Genomic DNA, 22,084 nt, shown 5'->3' with positions numbered 1-22,084 from the left:
GCGTGGTCGCGACCCCGCCGCCTTCGGTCACGTCGCGTCACGGCCGGGTCGGCTCCGGGACGGCTCGGAGGTGCCGCTCGTCGCCGTCGGAGGCACTGTCGGTGGCGTTGTCAGTGGCGCTGCCGGTGGACCCGTCGTCGTGGCGCCGCAGTCGCTCGCCTTCGATGTCCAGGTCGGGCAGCCAGCGGTCGAGTCGGCGCGGCAGCCACCAGGCGGCCCGGCCGAACAGGGTGAGCAGCGCGGGGACGAAGGTCATCCGGACCACGAAGGCGTCGATCAGGACGCCGACGGCCAGCGAGAACGCGATCGGCTTGAAGATGGCGTCGGCGCCGGGGATGAAGCCCGCGAAGACCGTGAACATGATCAGCGCGGCGGCGGTGACGACCCGTGAGGCGTGCCGGGTGCCGGTCAGGACGGCCTGGCGGGGTCCGGCACCGTGCACGTAGGCCTCGCGCATCCGGGAGACCAGGAAGACCTCGTAGTCCATCGCGAGGCCGAACAGGACGGCCATCAGGATGATGGGCAGGAAACTGACCACGGGCCCGGTCCGGTCCACCCCCAACAGCCCGGCGAGCCAACCCCATTGGAAGACCGCGACGACGGAGCCGAAGGTCGCGGCGACCGACAGCAGGAAGCCGAGGCTGGCCTTCAGGGGCACGACGACCGAGCGGAAGACGAGCAGCAGCAGGAGCAGCGACAGCCCGATGACGACGAGGGCGAAGGGGAGCAGCGAGGCGGCGAGACGGTCGGAGACGTCGATGCCGACAGCCGTCGATCCGGTGACGGAGACCTTGGCGCCGGTGTCGTGCTGCCAGGCGTCCGCGTGGCCTCGGATGTCCTTGACGAGGTCCTTGGTCTGCTGGTCGGCGGGCGCGGACTTCGGGACGACCTGGATGAGCGCGCTGTGCGCGGCCTCGTTCAGCTGGGGTTTGGAGACGGTGGCGACGTCGGGCAGGGCTCGGATGTCCTTGGCCAGGGCGGCGGCGGCCTGTGCGCCGTCAGCGGCTCCGGTGGTGTCGGCCAGGATGAGCAGCGGGCCGTTGAAGCCGGGGCCGAAAGCGCGGTCGATCTGGTCGTACGCCTGGCGCGGGCCGCTGCCGGCGGCGGCGGTGCCGTTGTCCGGCAGGGCCAGGCGCAGGTCGCGGGCGGGGATGGCGATGGTCAGCAGGGCGGCGAGGACGGCCAGTACGGTGAGCAGCGGCTTGCGGGTGACCAGGCGGCCCCAGCGCTCACCCGCGTTGGCCGGGCGGCGCGGGTCGGCGGGCCCGGCCGCCGCCTGCTCGCGGCGCATGGTCCGGGAGCCGGGCTTCGGGCGGAGCCGTTCCCCGGCGAACCCGAGCAGGGCGGGCAGCAGGGTGACGGCGACCGCGACGGCGATCAGTACGGTGGCGGCGGCTCCGAGACCCATCACGGTCAGGAACGGGATGCCGACGACCGTGAGCCCGGCCAGGGCGATGACGACCGTCAGCCCGGCGAAGACGACGGCGCTGCCCGCCGTGCCGGTGGCGGTGGCCGCCGACTCCTCGACGGCTGCGCCGGAGGCGAGTTGGGAGCGGTGGCGGGAGACGATGAACAGGGCGTAGTCGATGCCGACGGCCAGGCCCAGCATGGCCGCGAGGGTGGGAGCGGTGGCGGAGATGGTGGTCACGCTGGTGAGCGACAGCAGTCCCAGCAGGCCGACCGCCACGCCCGCCAGGGCCGTCAGCAGCGGCATTCCGGCGGCGGACAGCGAACCGAAGGTGACCGCCAGCACGGCGAGGGCGACGACGACGCCGACCGCCTCCTTGGCGTGGCCGCCCTTCTTCGCGCCGCCTCCGTAGGCGGACCCGCCGACGTCCACGGTGAGCCCGGCGTCCTTGGCCGGCTGCGCGGTCCGCTCCAGGGCGGGGAGGCTGCCGCTGTCCAGGTTGGTGCGGCCGGCCGAGTACTGCACCTGCCCGAGCGCCGTGCGGTGGTCCGGCGAGATCGCCTTGGACGTCAACGGGTTCAGCACGGCCCTGACCTGTGGAGCGTGTGCGGCCCCGGCCATGGTCGCGTCGATGGCGGAGGCGTACTGCGGCTCGGTGACCTGGTGGCCGGCCGGCGCGGTGAACACGATCTGCGCGCTCGTACCGGAGGCCGCCGGGAAGGACTTGGCCATGCTGTCCAGCGCCTGCTGGGACTGCGAGCCGGGGATGGTGAACTCGTTGTTCGTCGAGCCACCGAAGGCGAACACGCAGGCGGCGATCGCCGCCAGGACGGTCAGCCAGGCGGCGAGCACGGCTCGGCGGTGACGAAAGGCGCTGCGGCCTATCCGGTACAGCAGGGTGGCCATGGGCGGGTGGCTCCTTCACGCAGGTGCGCGGGGACGGCGCACGCGAAATCTGTCAGTCCTGACACGATACGGTATCTGTCAGGACTGACACATTTTCTCGGGGTGCCCATCGGTCCCACCTGTCGGTCCCACCCGTCGGCCCGACCTGTCAGTCCTGACAGACGCCGTCCCGGCCGTGCCAGAATGCCTGGGTGAACGAGACCGGACGGCGCGCCCAGCACAAGGCGGCCACGCGAGAGGCCCTCCACCAGGCCGCACTGCGGATGTTCGAGGAGCGCGGCTACGACGCCACCACCGTCAAGGACATCGCCGCAGCCGCGTCGGTCACCGAGCGCACCTTCTTCCGGTACTTCCCGTCCAAGGAAGACCTGGTGCTGGGCGAGCTCAGCGACCTGGTGCCACTCCTGGCCGAGGGGATCCGGCGGCGCCCGGCGGACGAGCCGCCCCTGCGGGCGGTCCTGGCCGCCCTGCTCACCGTCGGCGGCGAGCGGGGTTCCGGCTTCGCGGTGCTGTTCAGCGGACCGCCCGCGCGCTTCGTCTCCGCGCCCACCCGCCCGGGCCGTCCCGTCCTGTTCGAGTTCGAGACGGGCATCGCCGAGGCGCTGCACGCACGGATGGGCGGTGCGGGACCAGTGTCGCTGCGGGCGTCGGTCCTGGCCCGGGCCGCCGTCGCGGCCATGCGCAGCGCGCTGATCGCCCACGCGGACCTGGAGGGGGAACGCCCCTTCCCCGCAGCGATCGTGAGCCTGCTCGACGAGGCCTTCGCCGCCCTGGAGTCCCCCGGCTGACGGGGGCGAGGGCTGGCGGGCGTCGGCGGGCGTCGGCGGCGGCCTGGCTTGGAGAAACCCCGTCCTCACAAGGGGAGGGCCCCTTCCACCCGGCGGCCGGCCGCCATCCGGCCCGGGGTGGTGCCGGCCAGGGCCCGGAACTCGCGGCTGAGGTGGGCCTGGTCGTAGAAGCCGCAGGCTGCGGAGATCCCGGCGAGATTCAGGTCCCTGCGGCCGAGCATGCCCACCGCGTGGTGGAAGCGCAGCACCCGGGCGGACATCTTGGGCGTCAGACCGACCTGTTCGGTGAAGCGGCGGATCAAGTGCTTCTGGCTCCAGCCCACTTCGGCGGCGATCCGGGCGATGGGCACCGCTCCGGCCCTACCGTAGAGCAGTCGCCAGGCGTGCCCGACCTCCGGCGCCGGGTCCGGGCCGAGCTCGAGTCGGGCCAGCAGCGCGGCGTCCAGCAGGTCGAACCTGGCCGCCCAGTCCCGGAGGGCCGCCAGCCGCTCCACCAGCACCCCGGCCCCGGGCCCCAGCACGTCACGCAGCTCGACCACCTGGTTGGTCAACTCGCCCATCGGCAGGGCGAACAGCCGGTAGGCGCCCAGCGGCGTGAGCTCCACCCGGATCGCCTCCTGGCCGCCGGGGTGCTCGCACAGCGCGGGCCTGTCCTCCAGGCCCACGACCAGCGAACCGATCCGCCCGCTGCCCGGGTCCGGCTCCCCCAGCCGCCGGACCCGGGTGAACGGCTCCGCCAGGCTGATCACCACCACGGCCCGACCGGTCGGGATCAGCCGCACCTGGTACGGCGAGGTCACCCGCTCCCAGTAGCCGGCGTAGCTGCGCACGAACGGGCGCAGCCCGGGATGCCAGGGCCGGGTCACCCGCCACAGGCCGCCGAGCCGGGTGATCTCCAGCCCCGCACCGACCACGCCACCCCCGTGAACCGCCACCGGACATCCTCCCCGTCAGAGCTCGTCGTCACCCGTTCCACGTACTCAACGGTAGCCACCGAGCGTCGGGGCAACAACGGGCCCGGGGGGCGCAGTTGATGCTGGGTTAGGTTGGATCAGAAGGCGACGATACCTTCGGCGTCGGCGCCGACGCCGACGCCGACGCCGACGCCGTCGGGGACGGTGCGGGAGCCGAGCGGGGTGAGTGAGCCGTCGTCGCCCACCGCGAACTCGTCGAGGATGCCGTGCACTCCGGTCCCTCCTGGAGTGCACGGACGGCCTGCTCGACAAGCCATCCGTTCAGCTGGTCGCTTCTGAGGGAGGGTCAGCGAGCGTAGCAGCGCTCCGCCGGCCCGGGACAAACGTCAGCGGCCCGAATCCTGATGTACGGCGAGAGCCAGGGAAACTGGGGTGGACCGTAGCGCAGCGCGGTGTACACAAAGCCGCAGTCGAAGGCGAACCAGAGAATGTTGATCACCAGCTTGCCACTCTGCGATCCGGACAGACCACAACCGAGTCGTCACACGGGAGATGTCAACATATGAATACGCCAGCATCGCCACCCGGAGCGGAGCGGACTGGCGGATCGTCCGTCAAGATCGGCGCTCTCGTTCCGCTGACTCGGCCTGGCTGGGTCGAGGCGGGCCGGCACTTGCTCGCTGGACTCGAGCTGGCCGTTCGTGAAGTCAATGACGCGGCGGCACCGTCATCGAGCTCGACCTGCGCGCGCTCGGCCCCACGGCCGTGTGCGACCAACTCGTCGACCATCGCGCGACAGCCCTCCTTCTGCTGGCCGGCCACCCGGAGCCGGCGGTCTCGATCGTCAAGGCTGTCCGCCGCGACCAGCGCCTCGCCGAGCTCATGATCGGCGCTCCGGCCGGGCAACCGGAGTTCGCCGAATGGGCGACGTTGCTGGGCGACGACAGCGCCGCGATCCCGTTCTTGCGCTACCTGCCCGAGCGCCTCGGCCCACTCGGTGTACGAGTCGAGACGGCCCTGCGCGAGCGGCTGGCCGAAGCGCCCTCCTTCGTCGCCTTCGAGGGCTATGACACGGTCGCCGTCCTCGCCGATGTGCTGCGTTCCCACGGCGCGGACCGAGCCCGCATCGCCGAAGCCTGGCCGCGCGTCGCGGTCGAAGGCACCCGTGGGCAGATCCGGTTCTCCCGCACACCAGGCATCAGCGTCTGGCAATGGGCTTGGACGCCGATCCAAGTCGTCGACCGGGATCCGGCCGAACCCGATCGCTTTCGGATCCTTCACGCCGGCTGAGCTTTCATTCACCCGTCCTGACCAGCGCGTTCAGCGTTCTCGAACCGGCTCCGAACCGCTCTCCAACCCGACCCCGGCAGAGTCTCCACCAGCAGCCGGACAGGCCGGCGGAAGACCCGAGAGGCAGGCTCCCATGGCGGAGAACCAGAACGAGAAGCCCGTGACCGAGGAGACCGACGCCCCCGAGGTCGTCGCCCACAGCGAGGCCGAGGACGCCCCCGGTTGCGGCGTGCACATCATCATCGGCGAGGAGTGAGTCCGAGGCCGGTCGGCGTCGGCAGGACCCGACGCCGACCGGCCTCGTTCCACCAACGGTGGATCCCGCCGACAACGGCCTCCCACTGGAGGCTCCCATGCGCACTTCGCACGTCAGTACAGATCAGCCGGGCGCAGGTCCTGCACAGGACGAGTTGGGCGCCGACGCCCCCGAGGTCGTCGCGCACGGTGCCGAGGGCGAAGTCCTGCCCGGATGCCCTCTCAGCTGCGAGCAGGTCTGAGCCTCCATCGCTCCCTGTCAGGAGATCCCGCGTCGATGGCAGATGTATCAGCAGGCCGACAGACCAGCGCTCCTGGGCCCGACGAGCCGGGAGACGAGACTCCCGAGGTGGTCGCGCACAACGCTGAGGGAGAGCAGCTGCCCGGCTCCTGCGAGATTCACAACTACATGCTCGACTGACGGTACTTCACCCGAGGTCCACCGTGGGTGGCGACGAATGCGCACAGGCGCCCGCCGCCACCCACGGCACGTTCACGGACGGTCCTGACTTGGGCCTGCCACTCACGGGAGGTCACCCTTGACCGCATCATCCGCCGTTGACGGCCTCCGCCAGGAGCGGCTCATCAAATCGCCGTCGGGATGGTGGTTCGTCGGCAACCGGGGAACCGCTCGGCTGCGCCCGCACCAGGTCGACCAGGACGGCACCATCCGCCCCGGGACCGAGCAGTACCTGCGCGACGCCGGGCTGTACGAGCCCAAGACGCAGCGATCCTACTCGCTGACGGTGCTGACCAGCACGGACTGCAACCTCGGCTGCGGGTACTGCTTCCAGAACACGGGACAGGACCCGACCGGCGGCAGTCGCCCCCCGCGGATCACGCACTCCCGGCTGACCTCCCAGACCATCGGCCCGGTGATGGACTTCACCAGGCAGCGGATGGCCGAGGCCGGTCTGGATCGCCTCTCCCTGCTGCTGTTCGGCGGCGAGCCGCTGCTCAACCCCCGAGGGTGCGTCGAAACCCTCACCCGGGCAAGCGAGTTGGGGACCATGTCGGCAAGCATGACCTCCAACGGCACTCTGCTCACCCGGACGGTCGCCCGGCAGCTGGCCGACGCGGGGCTCTCCTCCGTCCAGATCACCTTCGACGGTGACCAGACGGAGCACGACTCCATCCGGGTCACCCGGTCCGGCAAGGGCACCTTCGACGCGATCATCGCCAACGTCGTCCGAGCCACCGATGAGACCCCGCTGCGCTGGAGCTTCAGGGTCAATGTCTCGCACCACACCGCCGACCGTACGGACGCGCTTGTGGACCGGCTGGCAGCCGAGCTCGACCCCTCCCGTTGCACGATCTACTTCGCCTTCCTCGGCGACGTCGGCGTCGGCTACGGGAACGAGCTGCAGCACACCCGCGAGATGGCCGACCGGATGACCGGCTGGCAGATCCGTGCGCTGGAGCACGGCTTCGCCGTCGGCCGTCCGACTGCCAACTCATCCTGTGTGATCTGCACCGTCCCGGACGGCAAGCAGGGCGCGGTGGTCAACGCCGACGGCGTGCTCTACAGCTGCTGGGAGACGGCCGGCAAGCCCGGCTGGGAGGTCGGCACGGTCAGCGAGGGCTACCTTCCCTCCGATCGCACCGAGGGCCGCTGGGCGTCCTGCGGCGACTTCTACCAGCACGCGGACTCCGCAGCGGCCCGCGCGGAGTTCCGGGACCGGGTCGACGCCGCCTTCCTCGACCACCTCCACGCGAGCGGGAAGCTCTGACCCAGGAAGGTCGACCGATGGCGAAGGCCAGTGGACTACGCGGCAACCGGGACTTCCAGCGGTACTGGGCGGGGCAGGCGATTTCGATCTTCGGATCGCAGATATCGCTGCTCGCGTACCCGCTGCTGGTGCTGAGCCTGGGCGGCAGCGCCGCCCAGGCGGGCATGGTCGCCTCCGGCTCGCTGCTGACCCGGACGGTGTGCCGGCTGCCCGCCGGGCACCTGGTCGACCGGCTCGACCGCCGGTGGCTGATGCTCTGGACGGATCTGGTGCGCTTCGCCGCCGTCGGCAGCATCCCGGTGCTCGCGGCGACCGGCCTGCTGAGCTACCCCCAACTGCTGGTGGTGGCACTGGTGGAGGGCGTCGCCAGTGCACTGTTCGGCCCGGCGAGTACGGTGGCGGCGCGCGATGTCGTGCCGAAGGAACACCTCGCCGAGGCGCTCGGGCGCAGCCAGACCTCCGCGTCGGTCGCCGGGCTGGCCGGGCCACTGCTGGGCGGCTGGCTGTTCTCCGTGGACCGCGTCCTGCCTTTCCTCTGCGACTCCGCGTCCTACGCCGTGTCAGCGGTGCTGATCTTCAGGATCACCATCCGCTCCCGGCCCAAGCCGACCGCCGGACAGGCCGACCGCCGGCTCACCGCAGGCATCCGCTGGCTGGGCCGACAGCCGGTCCTGCTGCGTGCGCTGCTCTTCGCCGGCGCGGTCAACCTCGTCGGCGCGGCCATCGATGTGGCGATCGTGGTGGCCCTTCACGCCCAGGGCGAGAGCAGTGCCACGGTCGGCGTGGTGCTCGCCTGCGCGGGGGTCGGTGCGGTGATCGGCGCCGTGCTCGCGACGAGGATCGTCCGCAGACTCGCGCCCGGAACGATTCTGGTGGGCGTCGGAGTCCTGGGAACGACCTGCCTGACCGCCTTCGCCTTCACCTCCTCCAGCTGGGTGATGGGCGGCCTCCTCACGGTGTTCTTCCTGCTCTCCCCGCCGGCCGGGATCGTGGTCGGCCAGGCCCTCATGCTGATGATTCCGCATGAGCTGCTCGGCCGCGTCAGCACCGCTGCGGGCACGCTGATGGCCGGGATGGCGGCGTTCGGCCCCGGCCTGGCCGGCCTGCTCCAGCAGGCGATCGGCGTCTCTCACACCTGGCTGGCCCTCGCCCTGCTGACCGGCGCCGCCACGCTGCTCGGAGCGTTCCCGCTGCTGCGTGAGCAGGGCCTGGTCCCGGCGCCGACCCCGGATGTGGAGCGCGAACCAGCGGTCTGACAAAGCATTGTGACGAACCATCAGAGAACGGAGCCCGAGATGACCTCCCTTCCCCGCTACCCCGAGGCCGACCGGCAGCAGCTGGTGGAGGAGATCCACGGCCGGCCGGTGTCCGACCCGTACCGCTGGCTGGAGGTCGCCGAGGACCCGCGCACCGCCGCCTGGTCCGCCGCGCAGGACGAGCTGTTCGCCGAAGGGCGGGCCAGCTGGTCCGGGCGCGAGCGGCTGTCCGGGCGGCTGGCCGAGCTGGCCGCCCCGGGCGCGGTCTCCCGGCCGGTGGCCCGTGGCGGGCGGCTCTTCTTCACCCGGCGGCGCCCGGGCCAGGACCAGTCCGTGCTGATGGTCGTCGAGGGGAGCGTCGAGCGGGTCCTGCTCGACCCGCAGGCGGTCGACCCGGGCGGTGCGACCGTGCTGGACAGCTGGAAGCCGTCCCTGGAGGGCGAGTTGCTGGCGTACCAGCTCTCCAGCGGCGGCACCGAGCAGTCCGTGCTCCGGGTACTGGACGTCGCCACCGGCGAGGTGGTCGACGGTCCCGTCGACCGGGTCCGGCGCACCCCCGTGGCCTGGCTCCCCGGCGGCCGGCGGTTCTACTACGTCCGCCGGCTGCCGGGCGAGGACCACTATCACCGCCGGGTCCAGCTGCGCGAGTTGGGCACCTCACCCGAGCAGGACGCCGTGGTCTTCGGCGAGGGCCGGGAGAAGACCCAGTTCTACGGGGTGGACGTCAGCCCCGACGGGCGCTGGCTCACCGTCAGCGCCACCGCCGGCACGTCCCCGCGCACCGACCTCTGGCTGGCGGACCTGACGCTCACCGCGCCGGACAGCCCGCTGCTGCGCCCGGTCCAGGAGGGCCTGGACGCCCGTACGGCGCTGTCCCTCCGGCCGGGTACCGGTCCGGCGGACACCGTCCACCTGCGGACCGACCGGGAGGCCCGGCGCGGGCGGATCGCCGTCAGCACCCCCGACGAGCTGGCGGCGGGCCGCTGGCACGACCTCGTCCCCGAGGACCCGGAAGCCGTCCTGGAGGACCTCGCCGTCCTCGACGGACCGGGCCTGGCGACCCCGCTCGTCCTGGTCACCCGGAGCCGGCACGCCGTCAGCGAGATCACCGTCCACCGGCTGAGCGACGGCGAACCGCTCGGCACCGTCCCGCTGCCGGGACCGGGCACGGTCGGTTCGCTGAGCGCCGACCCGCTCGGTGGCACCGAGGTGTGGTTCGGCTTCACGGACCACACCACCGTCCCCGAGGTCTACCGCTACGACGCGCGGACCGGCCGCACCGAACTCTGGGCCAGACCGGAGGGCACCGCACCCACCGCCGGGGTGAAGAGCTGCCAGCTCACGTACCACTCCCACGACGGCACCCCGGTACGGATGTTCGTGGTCTCCCCGACCGGCACCCCGGACCGCCCCAGGCCCACTGTCCTCAGCGGCTACGGCGGCTTCGGCGCCTCCACCGTCGCGGGGTACAGCCCGCACGCGATCGCCTGGGCGCAGGCCGGTGGCGTGTTCGTGACCGCCTGCATCCGTGGCGGACGCGAGGAGGGCGAGGACTGGCACCGCGACGGCATGCTGGAGCGGAAGCAGAACGTCTTCGACGACTTCGACGCCGCAGCCGACTGGCTGGTCGGCAATGGCTGGACCACGCACGAGCAACTCGGCATCATGGGCGGCTCCAACGGCGGCCTGCTGGTCGGCGCGGCCCTCACCCAGCACCCCGAGAAGTACGCCGCCGTGGTCTGCATGGCGCCGCTGCTCGACATGGTCCGCTACGAGCTGTCGGGGATGGGCCCGAGCTGGCGCACCGAGTACGGCAGCGCGGCGGACCCGGCGCACTTCGCCAACCTGCTCGGCTACTCGCCGTACCACCGGGTGCGGGAGGGGGTCCGGTACCCGTCGGTGCTGTTCGCGGTGTTCGACGGCGACAGCCGGGTGGACCCGCTGCACGCCCGCAAGATGTGCGCCGCACTCCAGCACGCCTCGGTCGGCACCGGGCCGGTGCTGCTGCGCCTGGAGCGCGGGGTCGGACACGGCGCGCGGCCCGTCTCCAAGGGCGTCGAGCTGACCGCCGACGCGCTTGCCTTCCTCGCCGACGCCCTCGGGCTGGAGGTCCGGTGAACATCCTGCTCTGCCCGCTGAGCGACCCCGGATTCCGGTACCCGGCCGTCGCGGTCGGGCTGGAGCTGAGCCGTCGCGGTCACGCCGTGCACCGACTCGACCCCGTGCCCGGGTCCGAGGAGCAGCGGGCCTTCCGGGTCGACCGCTGGTTCCGGCAGGGCACGCAGCAGTTCCACGCCGTACTCCGCGCGGCCCGCGAGCACCGGGCCGAGGCGCTGGTCACCTCGGTGCTCGCCCACGGGGCGTTGCTCGCGGCGGAGGTGCTGGACATACCGGTCGTCGTCCTCGGGCTGACCACGCACCTGTGGCCCTACCGGCCGGGCGGACCGGAGGAGCAGGCCGAGCCGGTCCAGCGCGAGTGGCGGCTGCGGGAGACCGTGCAGCACTACGAACGGACGCGCGAGAGCGTTGGGTTGGCCCCACGGACCGGCCTGGACGGCCTGGACGGCCTGGCCGGCCTGGCCGGGCAGCGGGTGCTGGCCGGCTCCGGCCTGCTGCTGCGCGGTGACCCCGCCCTGGAACTGCCCGGCGCCGCGCTGCCCGAGGGGATCCGGCACGTCGGACCGTGCTGGTGGGAGCCGCCCGCCGACGAGGCCGAACTCCGGGGGATCACCGCGCACACGGAGCGGATCGGCAAGCCCGTGGTCTACGTCCACCTGGGCCGCAGCTTCGGCGGCAACAGCCTCTGGCCCTGGCTCAACGCGACCTTCGCCGGAGGTCCGTTCCAGGCCGTGGTCGAACTCGGCCGCTCGGGCGATGCCCAGCAGGCCGAGGGCACCGACATCCTGGCGGTGCGCAAGCCCTGGATGGATCCGCTGGTGCGGATGGCCTCCGTGGTGGTCACCAACGGCACCTCCGCTCCCGTCCTGTCCGCACTGCTGAACGGCCGCCCGCTGGTGGTCGCACCGGCCGGCGGCGAGCAGCACGTACTCGCCGAGGCGTGCCTGCGCGCGGGCGTGGCCCAGCGCCTCCAGGACGGTGCAGAGGGCATCTCCCGCGCCCTGGCCGACCGGGAGCTGCCGGCACACGTGCACCGGATCGGCGACCGGCTGCGCCGCTCCGGGAGCGAGGCCGCCGCCGACTTCGTCGAGCGGGCCGTCAGCGTAGCTCCCCGGCGGGAAGCGACTCCGCCGCCAGCGCCCGCTCTCGCGCGTACACCTGGGTGAGCCGGGGCAGGGCGTAGAGCACGGCGTGCGCGGTCACCTCGGCGGCCGGCGAGGTGACCGCGCCGGTGTCGATCAGGAACTCCAACTCCCGTAGCGCGGCGCTCAATCCGCAGCCCAGTGCGGCCGCCGCGTCCTGCAGGGTGAACGGCAGCGCCAGCGGCAGCCGTCCCAGCCGGAGCAGCGCCCGGCGGCCCGCTTCGGTCAGGTCCCGCCAGCCGGTCTCCAGCCGGGGGCGGACCGCGATGTCGCCGACGGCGAGTTCGTCCAGCACCGTGCCGGGGTCGGCGAGCCGGGCGGCGTACTCCGCGAGCGGGAGGTGGCGCAGTACGGCGAGCCGCAGTCCGCTCACCCGCACCGCCAGGGGCAGCAGTCCGCTCGCGGCGACGATCTGCCGCGCCGCATCCGGATCCGAACGGACCCGGTCGCCGCCGATGATCCGCCCGAGGAGCTCGAGCGCCTCCTCGTCGGAGTACGGCGGCACCTCGACGCGGTGCACCGGGGCGAGCCCGGCCAGCTGGGTCCGGGACGTCACGATCGCCGCGCCCGCCCAGGAACCCGGCAGCAGCGCCCGCACGGCGGACTCGTCCGGGGCGTCGTCGAGCACCAGCAGCACCCGCCGGTCCGCCAGCCACCCGCGCCAGACCGCCGCCGCCTGCCCCGGCAGCTCGGGCACCCGTCCGGTCAGGCCGGTCACCTGCAACAGCTCGGCGAGCACCGAGGTCCAGCCGCGCGGGGTGCCGTCATCGGAGCGCAGATTCACCAGCAGCCGGCCGTCCGGGAAGTCCTCGCGGAGCCGATGCGCCACGTGCGTCGCGAGCGCGGTCTTGCCCACTCCAGCGGGCCCCACCAGCACGGCCACCTGCCCACGGCCGCCGCGCAGCGCCTCGGTCAGCTCGCGCACCTGGGCCCGGTGGCCGGTGAAGTCGGCGGCGTCCGGGGGCAGCAGGGTGCGCCCGGAGCCGGGTGCGGAACCCCGGAACGGCTGCGGCCCGTCCTGCAGGATCGACCGGTAGAGAGCCTCCAGTGGCGGGCTCGGTGCCAGGCCGAGTTCGCGGGCCAGCAGCTGCCGGAGGACGTCGTACGCCGACAGCGCCTCGGTCCGGCGCCCGGACCGGTGCAGTGCGCTCATCCGCGCGGCCTGGAGCCGCTCGCGCAGCGGGTGACGCTCCACCAGTTCGCCGATGCCGTCCGTCACCGCCTGCACGTCCCCGAGCTCCAACTGGGCCTCCGCCCAGTCCTCGTAGGCAGCCAGGTAGCGGGCGTCCAGCCGCTCGGCCTCGGCCTGCAGCGGCTCCGAGCAGCACAGCCCGAGCAGCGGCTGCCCGCGCCGCAGGTCCAGTGCCTGGCCGAGCAGCCTCGCCGCCAGGGCGGACTCGCCCCTGGCGGCGGCGGCCCGTCCGGCGCGGGCGAGCGCTTCGAAGCGGACCACGTCGAGCTCGTCCGGCGCGACCTGCAGCTGGTAGCCGCTGAGGTGGTGGCCGAGCCGGTCGTGCCCGGTCTCGTCCCCGAGCAGCTTGCGCAGCCCCGACATGTACACCTGTAGGTTCTTGCGGGCGGTCCTCGGGGGCTCGCCCTGCCAGAGCGTGTCGGTCAACAGGTCGACCGAGACGGGGGAGTTGGCGCGGCAGAGCAGCAGCGCGAGGACCTGCCGCTGCTTGAGCGACCCGAGCCGGACCGACCGGCCCCCCGCCTCGACGACGAGCGGGCCCAGCACGGAGAACCTCACCCGTCCCGACGGCGGCTCGGTCTCGAGCAGGTCCACGGTCCGCATGTCGACTGTCAACGAAGGGCCTCCGGCGCCGGAAAAGGTCGGGGCCTTGCCACGCCCCTGGTACGCACCCGATGCTTCCCGGGCCCGCTGACCTGGTCATCGGGGCACCACGCGTATGTTCTGGGACCCCTGCCCCCATACGCGTAACCACGGCAGGGGTGCGGGGCTCTGTTTGCTGCACTGCGTGCGCGAAACCGGAAGGCAACGGTCCGCAGCTTCCCGCTAGGCGCCGCGGCCCAGCGCAGCCGCCAGGCGACACAGCGCCGCGCGGTCGGGACGGCCCGTCTTGCCGAGCAGACTGGCCATGTGCTTCTCCACCGTGCGCGGTGAGATGGACAGCCGCCGGGCGATGTCCTGGTTGCCGGGCCGTTCCACCAGCAGCATGAGGACCTCGTACTCGCGCGGGGTGAGGCCCTGCGCGCGCAGCTCCGCCGGGATCTGGTCCCGGCCGCTGCGGTGCTGCGCGACGGTCGCCCCCGCCTGGCGCAGCAGGGCCCGGCAGGCGCCCGCCACCGACGGCGTGTCGACGTGGTGGAAGTACTGCTCGGCGGTCCGCAGCCAGCCCACCGGGTCGCCCCAGCCGTCGGCGATCGCCGCCTCGGCGACCAGCCGCAGCCCGAGGTGATGGGCCATCGGGAAGAGCCCGGCGGTGGTACCGGCCGCGCCGACGGCCTCGGCGGCGTCCTCGGCCCGTCCCTCCCGGCCCAGCAGCGCGGCGTGGGCGAGCAGCAGGAACTGCCGGTTCCAGGCCAGCCCCGCCGCCGGCGCGGCGGCCACCTCCTCGTACTCGGCCCGGCCCGAGCTGCCCGCGAGGACGTCCAGCAGCGGGCGCAGCCCGTACCGGCCGGAGAGGTAGAAGACGTTCGGGTGCTGCTGCTCCCAGTCTGCGGCGGCCGCGAGTTCGGAGCGCGCCTGCGCGCGGTCCTCCTCCAGCAGCGCGCAGAGCGTCCGGCAGAGCCCGAGCATCATCGGTGTCAGGAAGGAGGTGCCGCCGCCTGCCTGGTCGAAGATCAGCAGCTCCCGCTCCATCTCGCGGCGACGTCCTCGGTGCGCCGCGAGCGTCGCCGAGGTCAGCAGCAGGTAGCGGTGGGTCGCGAGGTTGCGCATCCGCGCGCTGGCGTCCAGGCCCCGGTCGATGAGCTCGCGGGCCGTCCCGTGGTCCCCCGTCAGCACCGCGTTCATCGCCAGCAGCCCCTCCGTCTGCTGGGTCAGCACGATCGCGCCCAGCTCGCGGGCGGCCTCCCGGGCCTGTTCGAGCCTGCGGGCGTCGCCGGTCCGCATGAAGGCGTTGGCGCCCAACCGCATCAGGGCCTCGACCCGCCAGACCGGCAGGCTGTGCGTCTCGGCGACGGTCAGCATCCGGTCCAGGCACTGGTCGGCGGCGTCGAAGCCGCGTTCACGGGCCAGCAGCGCGAGCAACTGCCAGGCCTGGCAGGCGACCACCGGAAGGTTCGCCCGTTCCGCCACCTCCGCCGCTTCCAGGGCGGGCCGCTCGGTGTCGGCCGTTCCCCCGCCCTGGCCCGGGAGGAGGGCCAGGTGCCCCTCGACCACGGTGAGTGCCGCCGTCTGCTCGGGGCCGGCGGAGTCGCCGAGCAGCGCTCTGACCGCCGTCAGCTGCGCGACGGTGTCCGCACTCCGCTCCGCGATCACGGCGACCCAGCCGAGCCGGGTGTGCAGCGCGATCCTGCGGTCGATGCCGGCGGAGGCCGTACCGACCGGCGGCAGGGTGTCCGCCAGTGCGAAGGCCCGGTCGAGCTGCCCGGCCTCGGCGAGGGCGTACAGCAGCGACTCCGTGACGGCGGCCCGGTCCGTTTGGGCGACGAGCTCGTGAGCGCGCTCGAGCAGCAGGACCGCCGTTCCCGACGCACTGCCGGCCAGCGCCCGGCGGCCCGCCTCGGCGAACAGCAGTGCCGCACCGGCCCGGTCCCCGGCCACCAGCCGGAGCTCGGCGACCAGTTGGCAGCGGTCGTCGGACAGCTCCGGATCGGCCGCCAGCATCGAGGCGGCGGCATGCCGGGCGACGGCGGCGCGCTCCGCCCGGGGGACGCAGGCCAGCAGCGCCTCGGCGGTGAGCGCGTGCCGGAAGGCGTACTCGTCGTCGCTGGCGTGGTCGGGGACGATCAGGCCCGCCTCGACACCGGCCCGCAGGTGGGCGAAGAGGGCCCGGTCGTCGTGCCCGGTGATGAGCCGCAGGGTGGCGACGGAGAAGCGGGGCCCCAAGGTGGCTGCGAGCAGCAGGAGTTCGCGCAGCCGTGGGTCCAGTCCGTCGATCCGATGACCGTAGCTCTGGACGATGCTCTCCGGGACGGTCGCGGAGAGATCGCGGACCGCCCGCCAGCCGCCCTCCGTCTGGCGGAGCGCCCCGGAGCCGACCATCTCGGCGAGCAGTTCCTCGGTGAGGTACGGGTTTCCGTCGCCGCCCGCCGCCAGCCGGTCGACCACCTCCGTCGGCACGTCGGCGGCGGGGACGCCGAGGCAGCCTGCGGCGAGCGCGCGGACGTCCGGCGCCGCCAGTGGGCGCAGCGCGAGAAGCGAGGCTGTCCGGCGCCGTTCGGCCGCGCGGACCAGGTCGAGGGCGGCCCCGGGTTCGGGGCGCAGCGTGCCGAGCAGCAGCACCGGCAGCCCGGCGAGGTTGTCGGCGAGGTACTCCACGACGGCGACCGTCTCGGTGTCCGCGTCGTGCAGGTCCTCCAGGACCAGCACGCACCCCTTCTCCCGTCCGAGGACGGCGAGCAGCCGCAGCAGCGCCTCGGCGAGTTCGACCAGGCTCTCCGGGAAGCCGGGGGTCGCGGTGTGCCGCCACTCCGGCACGACCCGGGCCAGCACCGGACGGTACGGTATGAGCTCCGCGTTCCCGGGCGGTCCGCCGATGCGGAAGCGGGAGGACAGCGCCTCGACGAGCGGCCGGAAGGGCGTGCCCGCGCCGGTCGAGCTGCCCCGGCCCCGCAGGACCGGCAGGCCCAGGTCACCGGCGTGGTCGGCGCAGTCGCCGACCAGCCGGGACTTGCCGATCCCGGCGTCTCCCGACAGGAACACGGCCCGTCCGGCACCGGTCCGAAGATCTGTCAGGGTGCTGTAGAACAGCGCGAGTTCGGCGTCCCGGCCGACGGTGACCGGCGAAGTGGTACGCATAGCCGCAGGTTACTGGACCGTTGTGAAGATCTGGTAGTCGGATTATTTGCGTAGTTCACAGCCGGATGCCGGTGCGCCCGCCATCGGTCGCACCGGCCTCCGGACACCGCCGATCGGTCAGCGCTCCTCGATGGTCATCGTGGGGAAGCCGGTGTCGGCCCTGGCGGCGTCCCCGGCGCTCCCGGCGAGCAGGGCGGAGCGACGGGCGAGGCGGCTCGTGGTCCGGAGCCTGATCTCCCCGGCGGGGTGCCCGGCGGACGCGCCCTGGCGCTCGCCCGGCTGCTTCCACTGGTGGACCAGATCGATGCTGGTGATGGTGTCCATGGTGTTCGGCGTTCCTCTCCTGCGGGTCACGGTGTCCGTGCTGACGGCCGTGTCTGACTCGACGACGGCAGCAGCAGCACCGAAGCTGTCCGATCAGGGAGGGTGATCCGCAGCCCCCGGGAACCCTCGGCAGGCTCCGCTGCGACCCTCCCACGTGCACTGATCACAGCGAGAGCCTGTCAGGAGATGACGCGCCCCACAACAGCGGGGGCATGAATGATCGTCACACCCGCCGTTCTCGGTGCCCGGCGGGTGCGAAGAAACGGGGCCAGTCCCAGCGGGCTCGGTCTTGTCGGCCCATGACGGTGACAGTTTCGTGGCCCGCGAGAGCCACGGCACCACCGGTCGAGCGCCGTGACGGCCTGCTGCACCTGCACCACACCCGGCTGCTCGGCATCGACCGGGACGCCGAGAGCCATAAAGAACGGTCGGCGGCCCGCCCTTCCCCTGTGAGGGCGGCCCGCCGACCGGGGTCGGTCAGTTCACGGTCGGTCAGTTCACGCAGGGAATCCCGCCGGTCTTCACCGGGGGGCCCTGCATGGGGAGGGCGGCGGCCTGGCCGGCCTGGGGCGTGCTGGATGCCGGGGTGTCGGTGAAGAGCTGCTGGACGATCTTCTTGATCAGGTCCGGGTCGACCGTGTTGACGCCTTCGCCGTCGATGGTCTTGAAGCCGCTGATCGGGAGAGTGTTGAACTCGACGTTGTCGCCGGTGAGGCCCGGTGCCTGCTGGGCGAAGTCCAGGAGGTTCCACCGGTCGTCCAGCACGACATCCTTCTTCACCATGCCGAGCAGCGACTGCATCTTGCCCAGGTCGCCGAACAGGCCGTCCTGCGTCAGCTTGTGCCCTACCGAAGCGAGGAACGCCTGCTGGCGGTGTGTCCGGTCGAGATCGCCGTTCACCAGGTTGTGGCGCTGCCGGACGAAGGACAGTGCCTGGGAGGCGTTCAGCGAGCTGATCCCGGCAGGCAGTTCGAGCCCGGTGCCGCCGCCCTCGCGGCCGGCCGTCCGGGCGGCGATCGGGTCGCTGACGGCGTGGTTCAGGCAGACCTGGATCGGTCCGACGGCCTTGGCGATGTCGTAGAAGCCGAGCAGGTTGAGCTCGGCGAAGTGGTCGATCGGGATGTCGAGGAAGTCCTGCACGGTCTGGATGGTGGCCGAGCGGCCCGCGTCGCGGCTCTGCTGTTCCAGTGCCGCTTTCGAAAGGCCCTGGCCGGCGAGCTTGTGCTCGGCCGCCTCCTTGGCGATCGCGTACGCCTCCTTGATCTTGTGCATCCGGCCGTCGGCGCCGACGGTCTGCACGTAGTCGTCGCGCGGGACGGAGAGCGCGGTGACCTTGCCGCCGTCCGCCGGGATGTGCAGCACGATCAGGGTGTCGGCGTTGTAGCCGCCGATGTCGCTGCTGCCACCCGCGTGCAACTCGTCCTGGACGACCTGCGGCGGGAGGTCGTCGCCGTTCATGTCCTTGCGGCTGTCGAGCCCGATCAACAGCACGTTGACCGACTTGTCCAGGTGCGGCGGCGCGCTCTTCTGCACGTCGCCCTGGCTCAGGACGTTGGATGTGGCCACCGGGGCGCGCAGGCCCGCCACGAACGCGCCGCCCGCGCCGACCAGCGCGAGTGCCGTGATGCTGCCGACGACGGCGGTCGTGCGGCGCCGGCGGCGGGCGCGACCCCGGGTGAGTCCACCGGACAGCAAGGGCTCCGCCTCGGTCCGGACGCCTGCGGCTGCACGGGCGAAGGCCTGGGCAAGGTCGTCCTCGAACTCCGGATCCGACTGTGGGTCATTTGACATGCGGGATCACCCTCTCTCGGGTAGCGGCTGCGAGGTGGTTCAAAGGGCGGCGAGCTCGCTGAGCGAGCTGCCGAGCAGGGCGCGCAGCCGGGTCAGTGCCCGGGAGCTCCGGGTACGGACAGCACCCGCGCTGGATCGGAGTACCTCGGCGGTCTCCTCGACGCTGCGGTCCTCCCAGTAGCGGAGGACCAGCACCGCCCGGTCACGGGCGGAGAGTTGGGCGAGCGCGTCGAACAGGGTGAGCCGCAGCGTGGCGTCCCCGTCGTCGCCCGCCAGGTCGGGGAAGGCGGCGGTAGGGCGTTCCGCGTTGCTGCGCCGCCGCCGGTGGGAGAGGAAGCTGCGGACCAGCACGGTCTGCGCGTAGCCGGCCGGGTTCTCTATCCGCCTGGCCCGGCCCTGCCAGGACATCCGGTGCCAGAGCGAGTACATCCGGCCGAGGGTCTCCTGGACCAGGTCCTCGGCCAGATGGGTGTCGCCGCCGGTCAGGAAGTAGGCGGAGCGGAACAGCTGCCCCTGGCGTCCGGCCGCGAACTCCAGAAACTCGGCCTCCCTGGCCTCGCGCGCGTTGCTACTTCGGATCATCAACCACTCCCCACTCGAACCCGTACCGCCCTATGACGCGGCGGCAGCGGCTGGCGTTACAGGGAGTCGCCAAAATGTTCGGAGCGGAGCGCCGGACCGGGGGTGCGGGCCGGCGACGTGCTGGCCGTCCCCACCGCCGGGGCGTACCAGCTGTCGATGGCCTCCGGCTACAACCTGGTCGGCCGCCCGGCCGTGGCCGCCGTCCGGGACGGCCGGGCCCGGCTGCTGATCCGCCGGGAGACGGTGGAGGACTTCAAGGCCCGCGAGGTGGGGCGGTGAGCGCCGCCTCCGGGTTGGGCGGGGTGTGTGCATGGGATCCGTCAAAGTGGCGGCACGGGGTCCTGCGCCAGGACGCTCTTCGCGTAGCCTTCGAGGCGCGGGCGGATGTTTCGCGCAGGTTAACTGGCTGCCCGCTCAGCGCCGTTGACAGGGGGCTCATCGTGACGACCTCACCTCTCTTCGCACCATCGCCCGTACCGTCCTCCCCGCTCGACCTGCCGGTGGCCGTCGAGGCCGAGGAGTTGGTGCGCCAACTCGCCGCCGAGGGCCACCTCTCGGCCGACCTCGCCGAGCGGCGGGTCAGGGAGATGGCGAACGAGCTGGCCGCGACGGGTACTTACCGGCAGAGCGAGGTGGAGATCCTGCTGGGCTCCCGGATTGCCTGGCGGAACAACGCCCAGTGCATCGGCAAGTTCTACTGGCGGGGACTCGAGACCCGGGACTGCCGGGATGTCGGGGCCGGCGGCGACGGCTTCGACGAGAGCGCCCTGTTCGAAGCGCTGGTGGAGCATCTCCGGCTGGCCTGGAACGGCGGCAAGGTACGGCTGCTGCTGAGCGTTTTCGCTCCGAGCCGGCCCGACCGGCCCGGCCCCCGGGTCTGGAACGGCCAGCTCATCCGCTACGCCGGTTACCGGCAGCACGACGGGTCCGTGGTGGGCGATCCCGGGACGGTGGAGCTCACCGAGGCCGCCCAGCGGCTCGGTTGGCGCGGCCGGGGCACCGAGTACGACGTCCTGCCACTGGTCATCCAGTACCCGGGACGTGAACCGAGGTTCTTCGACCTGCCGCCGGACGCGGTCCCCGAGGTGCACATCAGCCATCCCGACCACCCGTGGTTCGAACAACTCGGGCTGCGCTGGCACGCCTTCCCCACGATCTCGGACCAGATCCTCGAACTGGGCGGCCTGCGCTACACCTTGGCACCGTTCAGCGCCTGGTACACCTGCACCGAGATCGGCGCCCGCAACCTGTCCGACACCAACCGCTACGACAAACTCCCCGAGGTCGCCCGGGGGATGGGCCTGGACACCAGCCGGGACCGTACCCTGTGGCGCGACCGCGCGCTGCTGGAACTCACCGCCGCCGTACTGCACTCCTACGACCGGGCCGGGGTGTCCATCGTCGACCATCACTTCGCGACCAAGCAGTTCGTGCGGCACGAGGAGCGTGAGCTGAAGAGCGGCCGCAGCTGCCCGGCCGACTGGTCCGCCATCGTGCCGGCCACCAGCGGGTCGACCACCCCGGTCTGGCAGCGCCGCTACGAGGTCACCAGGGCGCGTCCCAACTTCGCTCCCCACCAGGCTCCTTGGCCGACTCCGACCGGCGGTACCGAGGGCTGAGCGGACGGCTCGGGCGCGCACTCCCGAGCTGAGCGCGGCGCGGCACGGTCAGCCTCGGGCGTCGCCTGCCGTCAGCAGCCGTACCGGGCCCTCGATGCGCGTCAACCGCCAGTCGCGCGGGCGGGCCCGGCCCTGCCGATCCGCGTCGCGGATCCGCAGCCCGTCCCCGCCTGGGCCGGGCTCGGGTTGCAGGCAGGCCCCGACGCGATGCGGAAGGGTGGAACGGACGATCTCCCACCGGTCCGCGTGCACCCGGCCGATCGACACCTCGCAGTCCAGCAGCGCGGCCGCCTCCGCGCGGCTCCCGCAACCCCGGACCTGCTCGACGAGCGGGACCAGGAGCGTGGGGAGCGGCGCGCTCCGGTCCCGGGCGTAGGCGAACCAGGAGCCCACCCGGACCAACAAGCCCGCACACCCCTCCGCCGGATCGTCGAGCAGGACGGCCGCCGGACCGTCCGGTGACCGCTCGACGAGTTCCCAGTGCTCCAGATAGGCCTCGTGCAGGCCCTCCTCGACCAGCACGCCGTCCTCCCAGCGCAGCGTGCCCGCGTCGGGAAGCGGTCCCGCCGGGTGCAGGTCGATCCGGCGGATCCAGCTGAACACCTCGCCGTCCTGCTCGAAGCCGCCGGCAAACGCCTTCTGCTCGCACAGCGCCAGCAGTTGCGGGCGGTCCAGGTCACTCGGACACGTCCTCCCGACCAGTTCGTCAAGACCGGGCGGCTGCCGCAGATCCCCGAACAGCGAGGGGCCCTGCACCCACGTGGCGTCGGTGACGCGGTCCGTCGAGCCGTCCGCCTCGCGGACGAACGTGCGTCGCCGGACGCCGTGCAGATCCGCCATGGCAGGCTGGGAACTGGACATCACTACTCCGTAACTCCGGACCTCGGGCCCTGACGGGTGGTGGGAACGGACCCGACCCGCCCCGGCGCCCCCGGCCGACCACGCTACGCCACGGCAACCCCCGCACGGTGCCCGACAGGACGTGCGAGCCGGCGCCTGGGTTGTGTTCAGCCGGCCACGGACGGCTCGGCGGT

The 22,084-nt window shown here is 72.6% G+C and carries 18 protein-coding genes and 2 pseudogenes; 11 read left to right on the top strand and 9 right to left on the bottom strand.

Features of this window, described 5'->3' with window-relative positions:
• Positions 1–37 precede the first annotated feature (37 nt).
• The gene (locus P3T29_RS27935; protein WP_280719435.1) at positions 38–2,314 is read right to left on the bottom strand and encodes an MMPL family transporter; all 2,277 of its coding nucleotides are present in this window, start codon (positions 2,312–2,314) and stop codon (positions 38–40) included.
• 191 nt (positions 2,315–2,505) lie between these two features.
• On the opposite strand from P3T29_RS27935, the gene P3T29_RS27930 reads away from it, so the two are divergent.
• Positions 2,506–3,102 carry a TetR/AcrR family transcriptional regulator gene (locus tag P3T29_RS27930; RefSeq protein WP_280719434.1) on the top strand — a complete coding sequence of 199 codons (597 nt, stop codon included), beginning with the start codon at positions 2,506–2,508 and terminating at the stop codon, positions 3,100–3,102.
• A 65-nt stretch (positions 3,103–3,167) separates the two neighbouring features.
• On the opposite strand, the gene P3T29_RS27925 is transcribed toward P3T29_RS27930, so the two are convergent.
• Both P3T29_RS27925 and P3T29_RS27920 read right to left on the bottom strand, forming a co-directional pair.
• Positions 3,168–4,037, bottom strand: coding sequence for an AraC family transcriptional regulator (locus tag P3T29_RS27925; RefSeq protein WP_280719433.1), 870 nt, complete (start codon positions 4,035–4,037; stop codon positions 3,168–3,170).
• A 116-nt stretch (positions 4,038–4,153) separates the two neighbouring features.
• Entirely contained in the window at positions 4,154–4,288 is a 135-nt protein-coding gene (locus tag P3T29_RS27920; RefSeq protein WP_280719432.1) for a hypothetical protein, read from the bottom strand.
• Between the two features lie 290 nt (positions 4,289–4,578).
• Here P3T29_RS27920 and P3T29_RS27915 point away from each other — a divergent pair.
• From P3T29_RS27915 to P3T29_RS27880, 8 genes and pseudogenes are all read left to right on the top strand, one after another.
• Positions 4,579–5,306: pseudogene (locus tag P3T29_RS27915) on the top strand (hypothetical protein).
• Positions 5,307–5,439: 133 nt separating this feature from the next.
• Positions 5,440–5,562 (top strand): hypothetical protein, encoded by a 123-nt coding sequence (locus P3T29_RS27910; RefSeq protein WP_280719431.1) that lies wholly within the window; start codon positions 5,440–5,442, stop codon positions 5,560–5,562.
• 97 nt (positions 5,563–5,659) lie between these two features.
• A complete protein-coding gene (locus P3T29_RS27905) occupies positions 5,660–5,803 on the top strand; it encodes a hypothetical protein (RefSeq protein ID WP_280719430.1) in 144 nt (47 codons plus the stop codon).
• A 35-nt stretch (positions 5,804–5,838) separates the two neighbouring features.
• On the top strand, positions 5,839–5,982 hold the full coding sequence (locus tag P3T29_RS27900) for a hypothetical protein (RefSeq protein ID WP_280719429.1): 144 nt from the start codon (positions 5,839–5,841) through the stop codon (positions 5,980–5,982).
• Between the two features lie 118 nt (positions 5,983–6,100).
• The gene (locus P3T29_RS27895; RefSeq protein WP_280719428.1) at positions 6,101–7,291 is read left to right on the top strand and encodes a radical SAM protein; all 1,191 of its coding nucleotides are present in this window, start codon (positions 6,101–6,103) and stop codon (positions 7,289–7,291) included.
• Between the two features lie 17 nt (positions 7,292–7,308).
• Positions 7,309–8,547, top strand: coding sequence for an MFS transporter (locus tag P3T29_RS27890; RefSeq protein ID WP_280719427.1), 1,239 nt, complete (start codon positions 7,309–7,311; stop codon positions 8,545–8,547).
• A gap of 39 nt (positions 8,548–8,586) precedes the next feature.
• Positions 8,587–10,665 (top strand): prolyl oligopeptidase family serine peptidase, encoded by a 2,079-nt coding sequence (locus tag P3T29_RS27885; RefSeq protein WP_280719426.1) that lies wholly within the window; start codon positions 8,587–8,589, stop codon positions 10,663–10,665.
• The gene (locus P3T29_RS27880) at positions 10,662–11,831 is read left to right on the top strand and encodes a glycosyltransferase (RefSeq protein ID WP_280719425.1); all 1,170 of its coding nucleotides are present in this window, start codon (positions 10,662–10,664) and stop codon (positions 11,829–11,831) included. Before P3T29_RS27885 ends, P3T29_RS27880 begins: the two co-directional genes overlap by 4 nt.
• On the opposite strand, the gene P3T29_RS27875 is transcribed toward P3T29_RS27880, so the two are convergent.
• The 5 genes from P3T29_RS27875 to P3T29_RS27855 all read right to left on the bottom strand — a co-directional run bounded on the left by P3T29_RS27875 (position 11,764) and on the right by P3T29_RS27855 (position 19,431).
• Entirely contained in the window at positions 11,764–13,614 is a 1,851-nt protein-coding gene (locus tag P3T29_RS27875; protein ID WP_280719424.1) for a BTAD domain-containing putative transcriptional regulator, read from the bottom strand. The genes P3T29_RS27880 and P3T29_RS27875 overlap by 68 nt on opposite strands.
• Positions 13,615–13,824: 210 nt before the next feature.
• A complete protein-coding gene (locus P3T29_RS27870) occupies positions 13,825–16,734 on the bottom strand; it encodes a LuxR family transcriptional regulator (RefSeq protein ID WP_280719423.1) in 2,910 nt (969 codons plus the stop codon).
• A 117-nt stretch (positions 16,735–16,851) separates the two neighbouring features.
• Positions 16,852–17,058 (bottom strand): hypothetical protein, encoded by a 207-nt coding sequence (locus tag P3T29_RS27865; protein WP_280719422.1) that lies wholly within the window; start codon positions 17,056–17,058, stop codon positions 16,852–16,854.
• Positions 17,059–17,550: 492 nt separating this feature from the next.
• Positions 17,551–18,849, bottom strand: coding sequence for an LCP family protein (locus P3T29_RS27860; protein WP_280719421.1), 1,299 nt, complete (start codon positions 18,847–18,849; stop codon positions 17,551–17,553).
• Between the two features lie 39 nt (positions 18,850–18,888).
• Complete coding sequence (locus P3T29_RS27855) at positions 18,889–19,431, bottom strand: SigE family RNA polymerase sigma factor (protein WP_280719420.1); 543 nt, start codon at positions 19,429–19,431, stop codon at positions 18,889–18,891.
• Between the two features lie 102 nt (positions 19,432–19,533).
• On the opposite strand from P3T29_RS27855, the pseudogene P3T29_RS27850 reads away from it, so the two are divergent.
• Positions 19,534–19,710: pseudogene (locus tag P3T29_RS27850) on the top strand (diaminopimelate decarboxylase); the annotation flags it as partial.
• A 161-nt stretch (positions 19,711–19,871) separates the two neighbouring features.
• Entirely contained in the window at positions 19,872–21,050 is a 1,179-nt protein-coding gene (locus P3T29_RS27845) for a nitric oxide synthase oxygenase (RefSeq protein ID WP_280719419.1), read from the top strand.
• A 48-nt stretch (positions 21,051–21,098) separates the two neighbouring features.
• Here P3T29_RS27845 and P3T29_RS27840 read toward each other — a convergent pair whose 3' ends face one another.
• Positions 21,099–21,911, bottom strand: a complete 813-nt coding sequence (locus tag P3T29_RS27840; RefSeq protein WP_280719418.1) for a hypothetical protein — start codon at positions 21,909–21,911, stop codon at positions 21,099–21,101.
• Positions 21,912–22,084: the final 173 nt, after the last annotated feature.

The organism is Kitasatospora sp. MAP5-34 (assembly GCF_029894335.1).
In the GTDB taxonomy this organism is placed as follows: domain Bacteria; phylum Actinomycetota; class Actinomycetes; order Streptomycetales; family Streptomycetaceae; genus Kitasatospora.
Note: the sequence above shows the minus strand (reverse complement) of the source record. Positions and strands in the feature narration are given on the sequence as shown.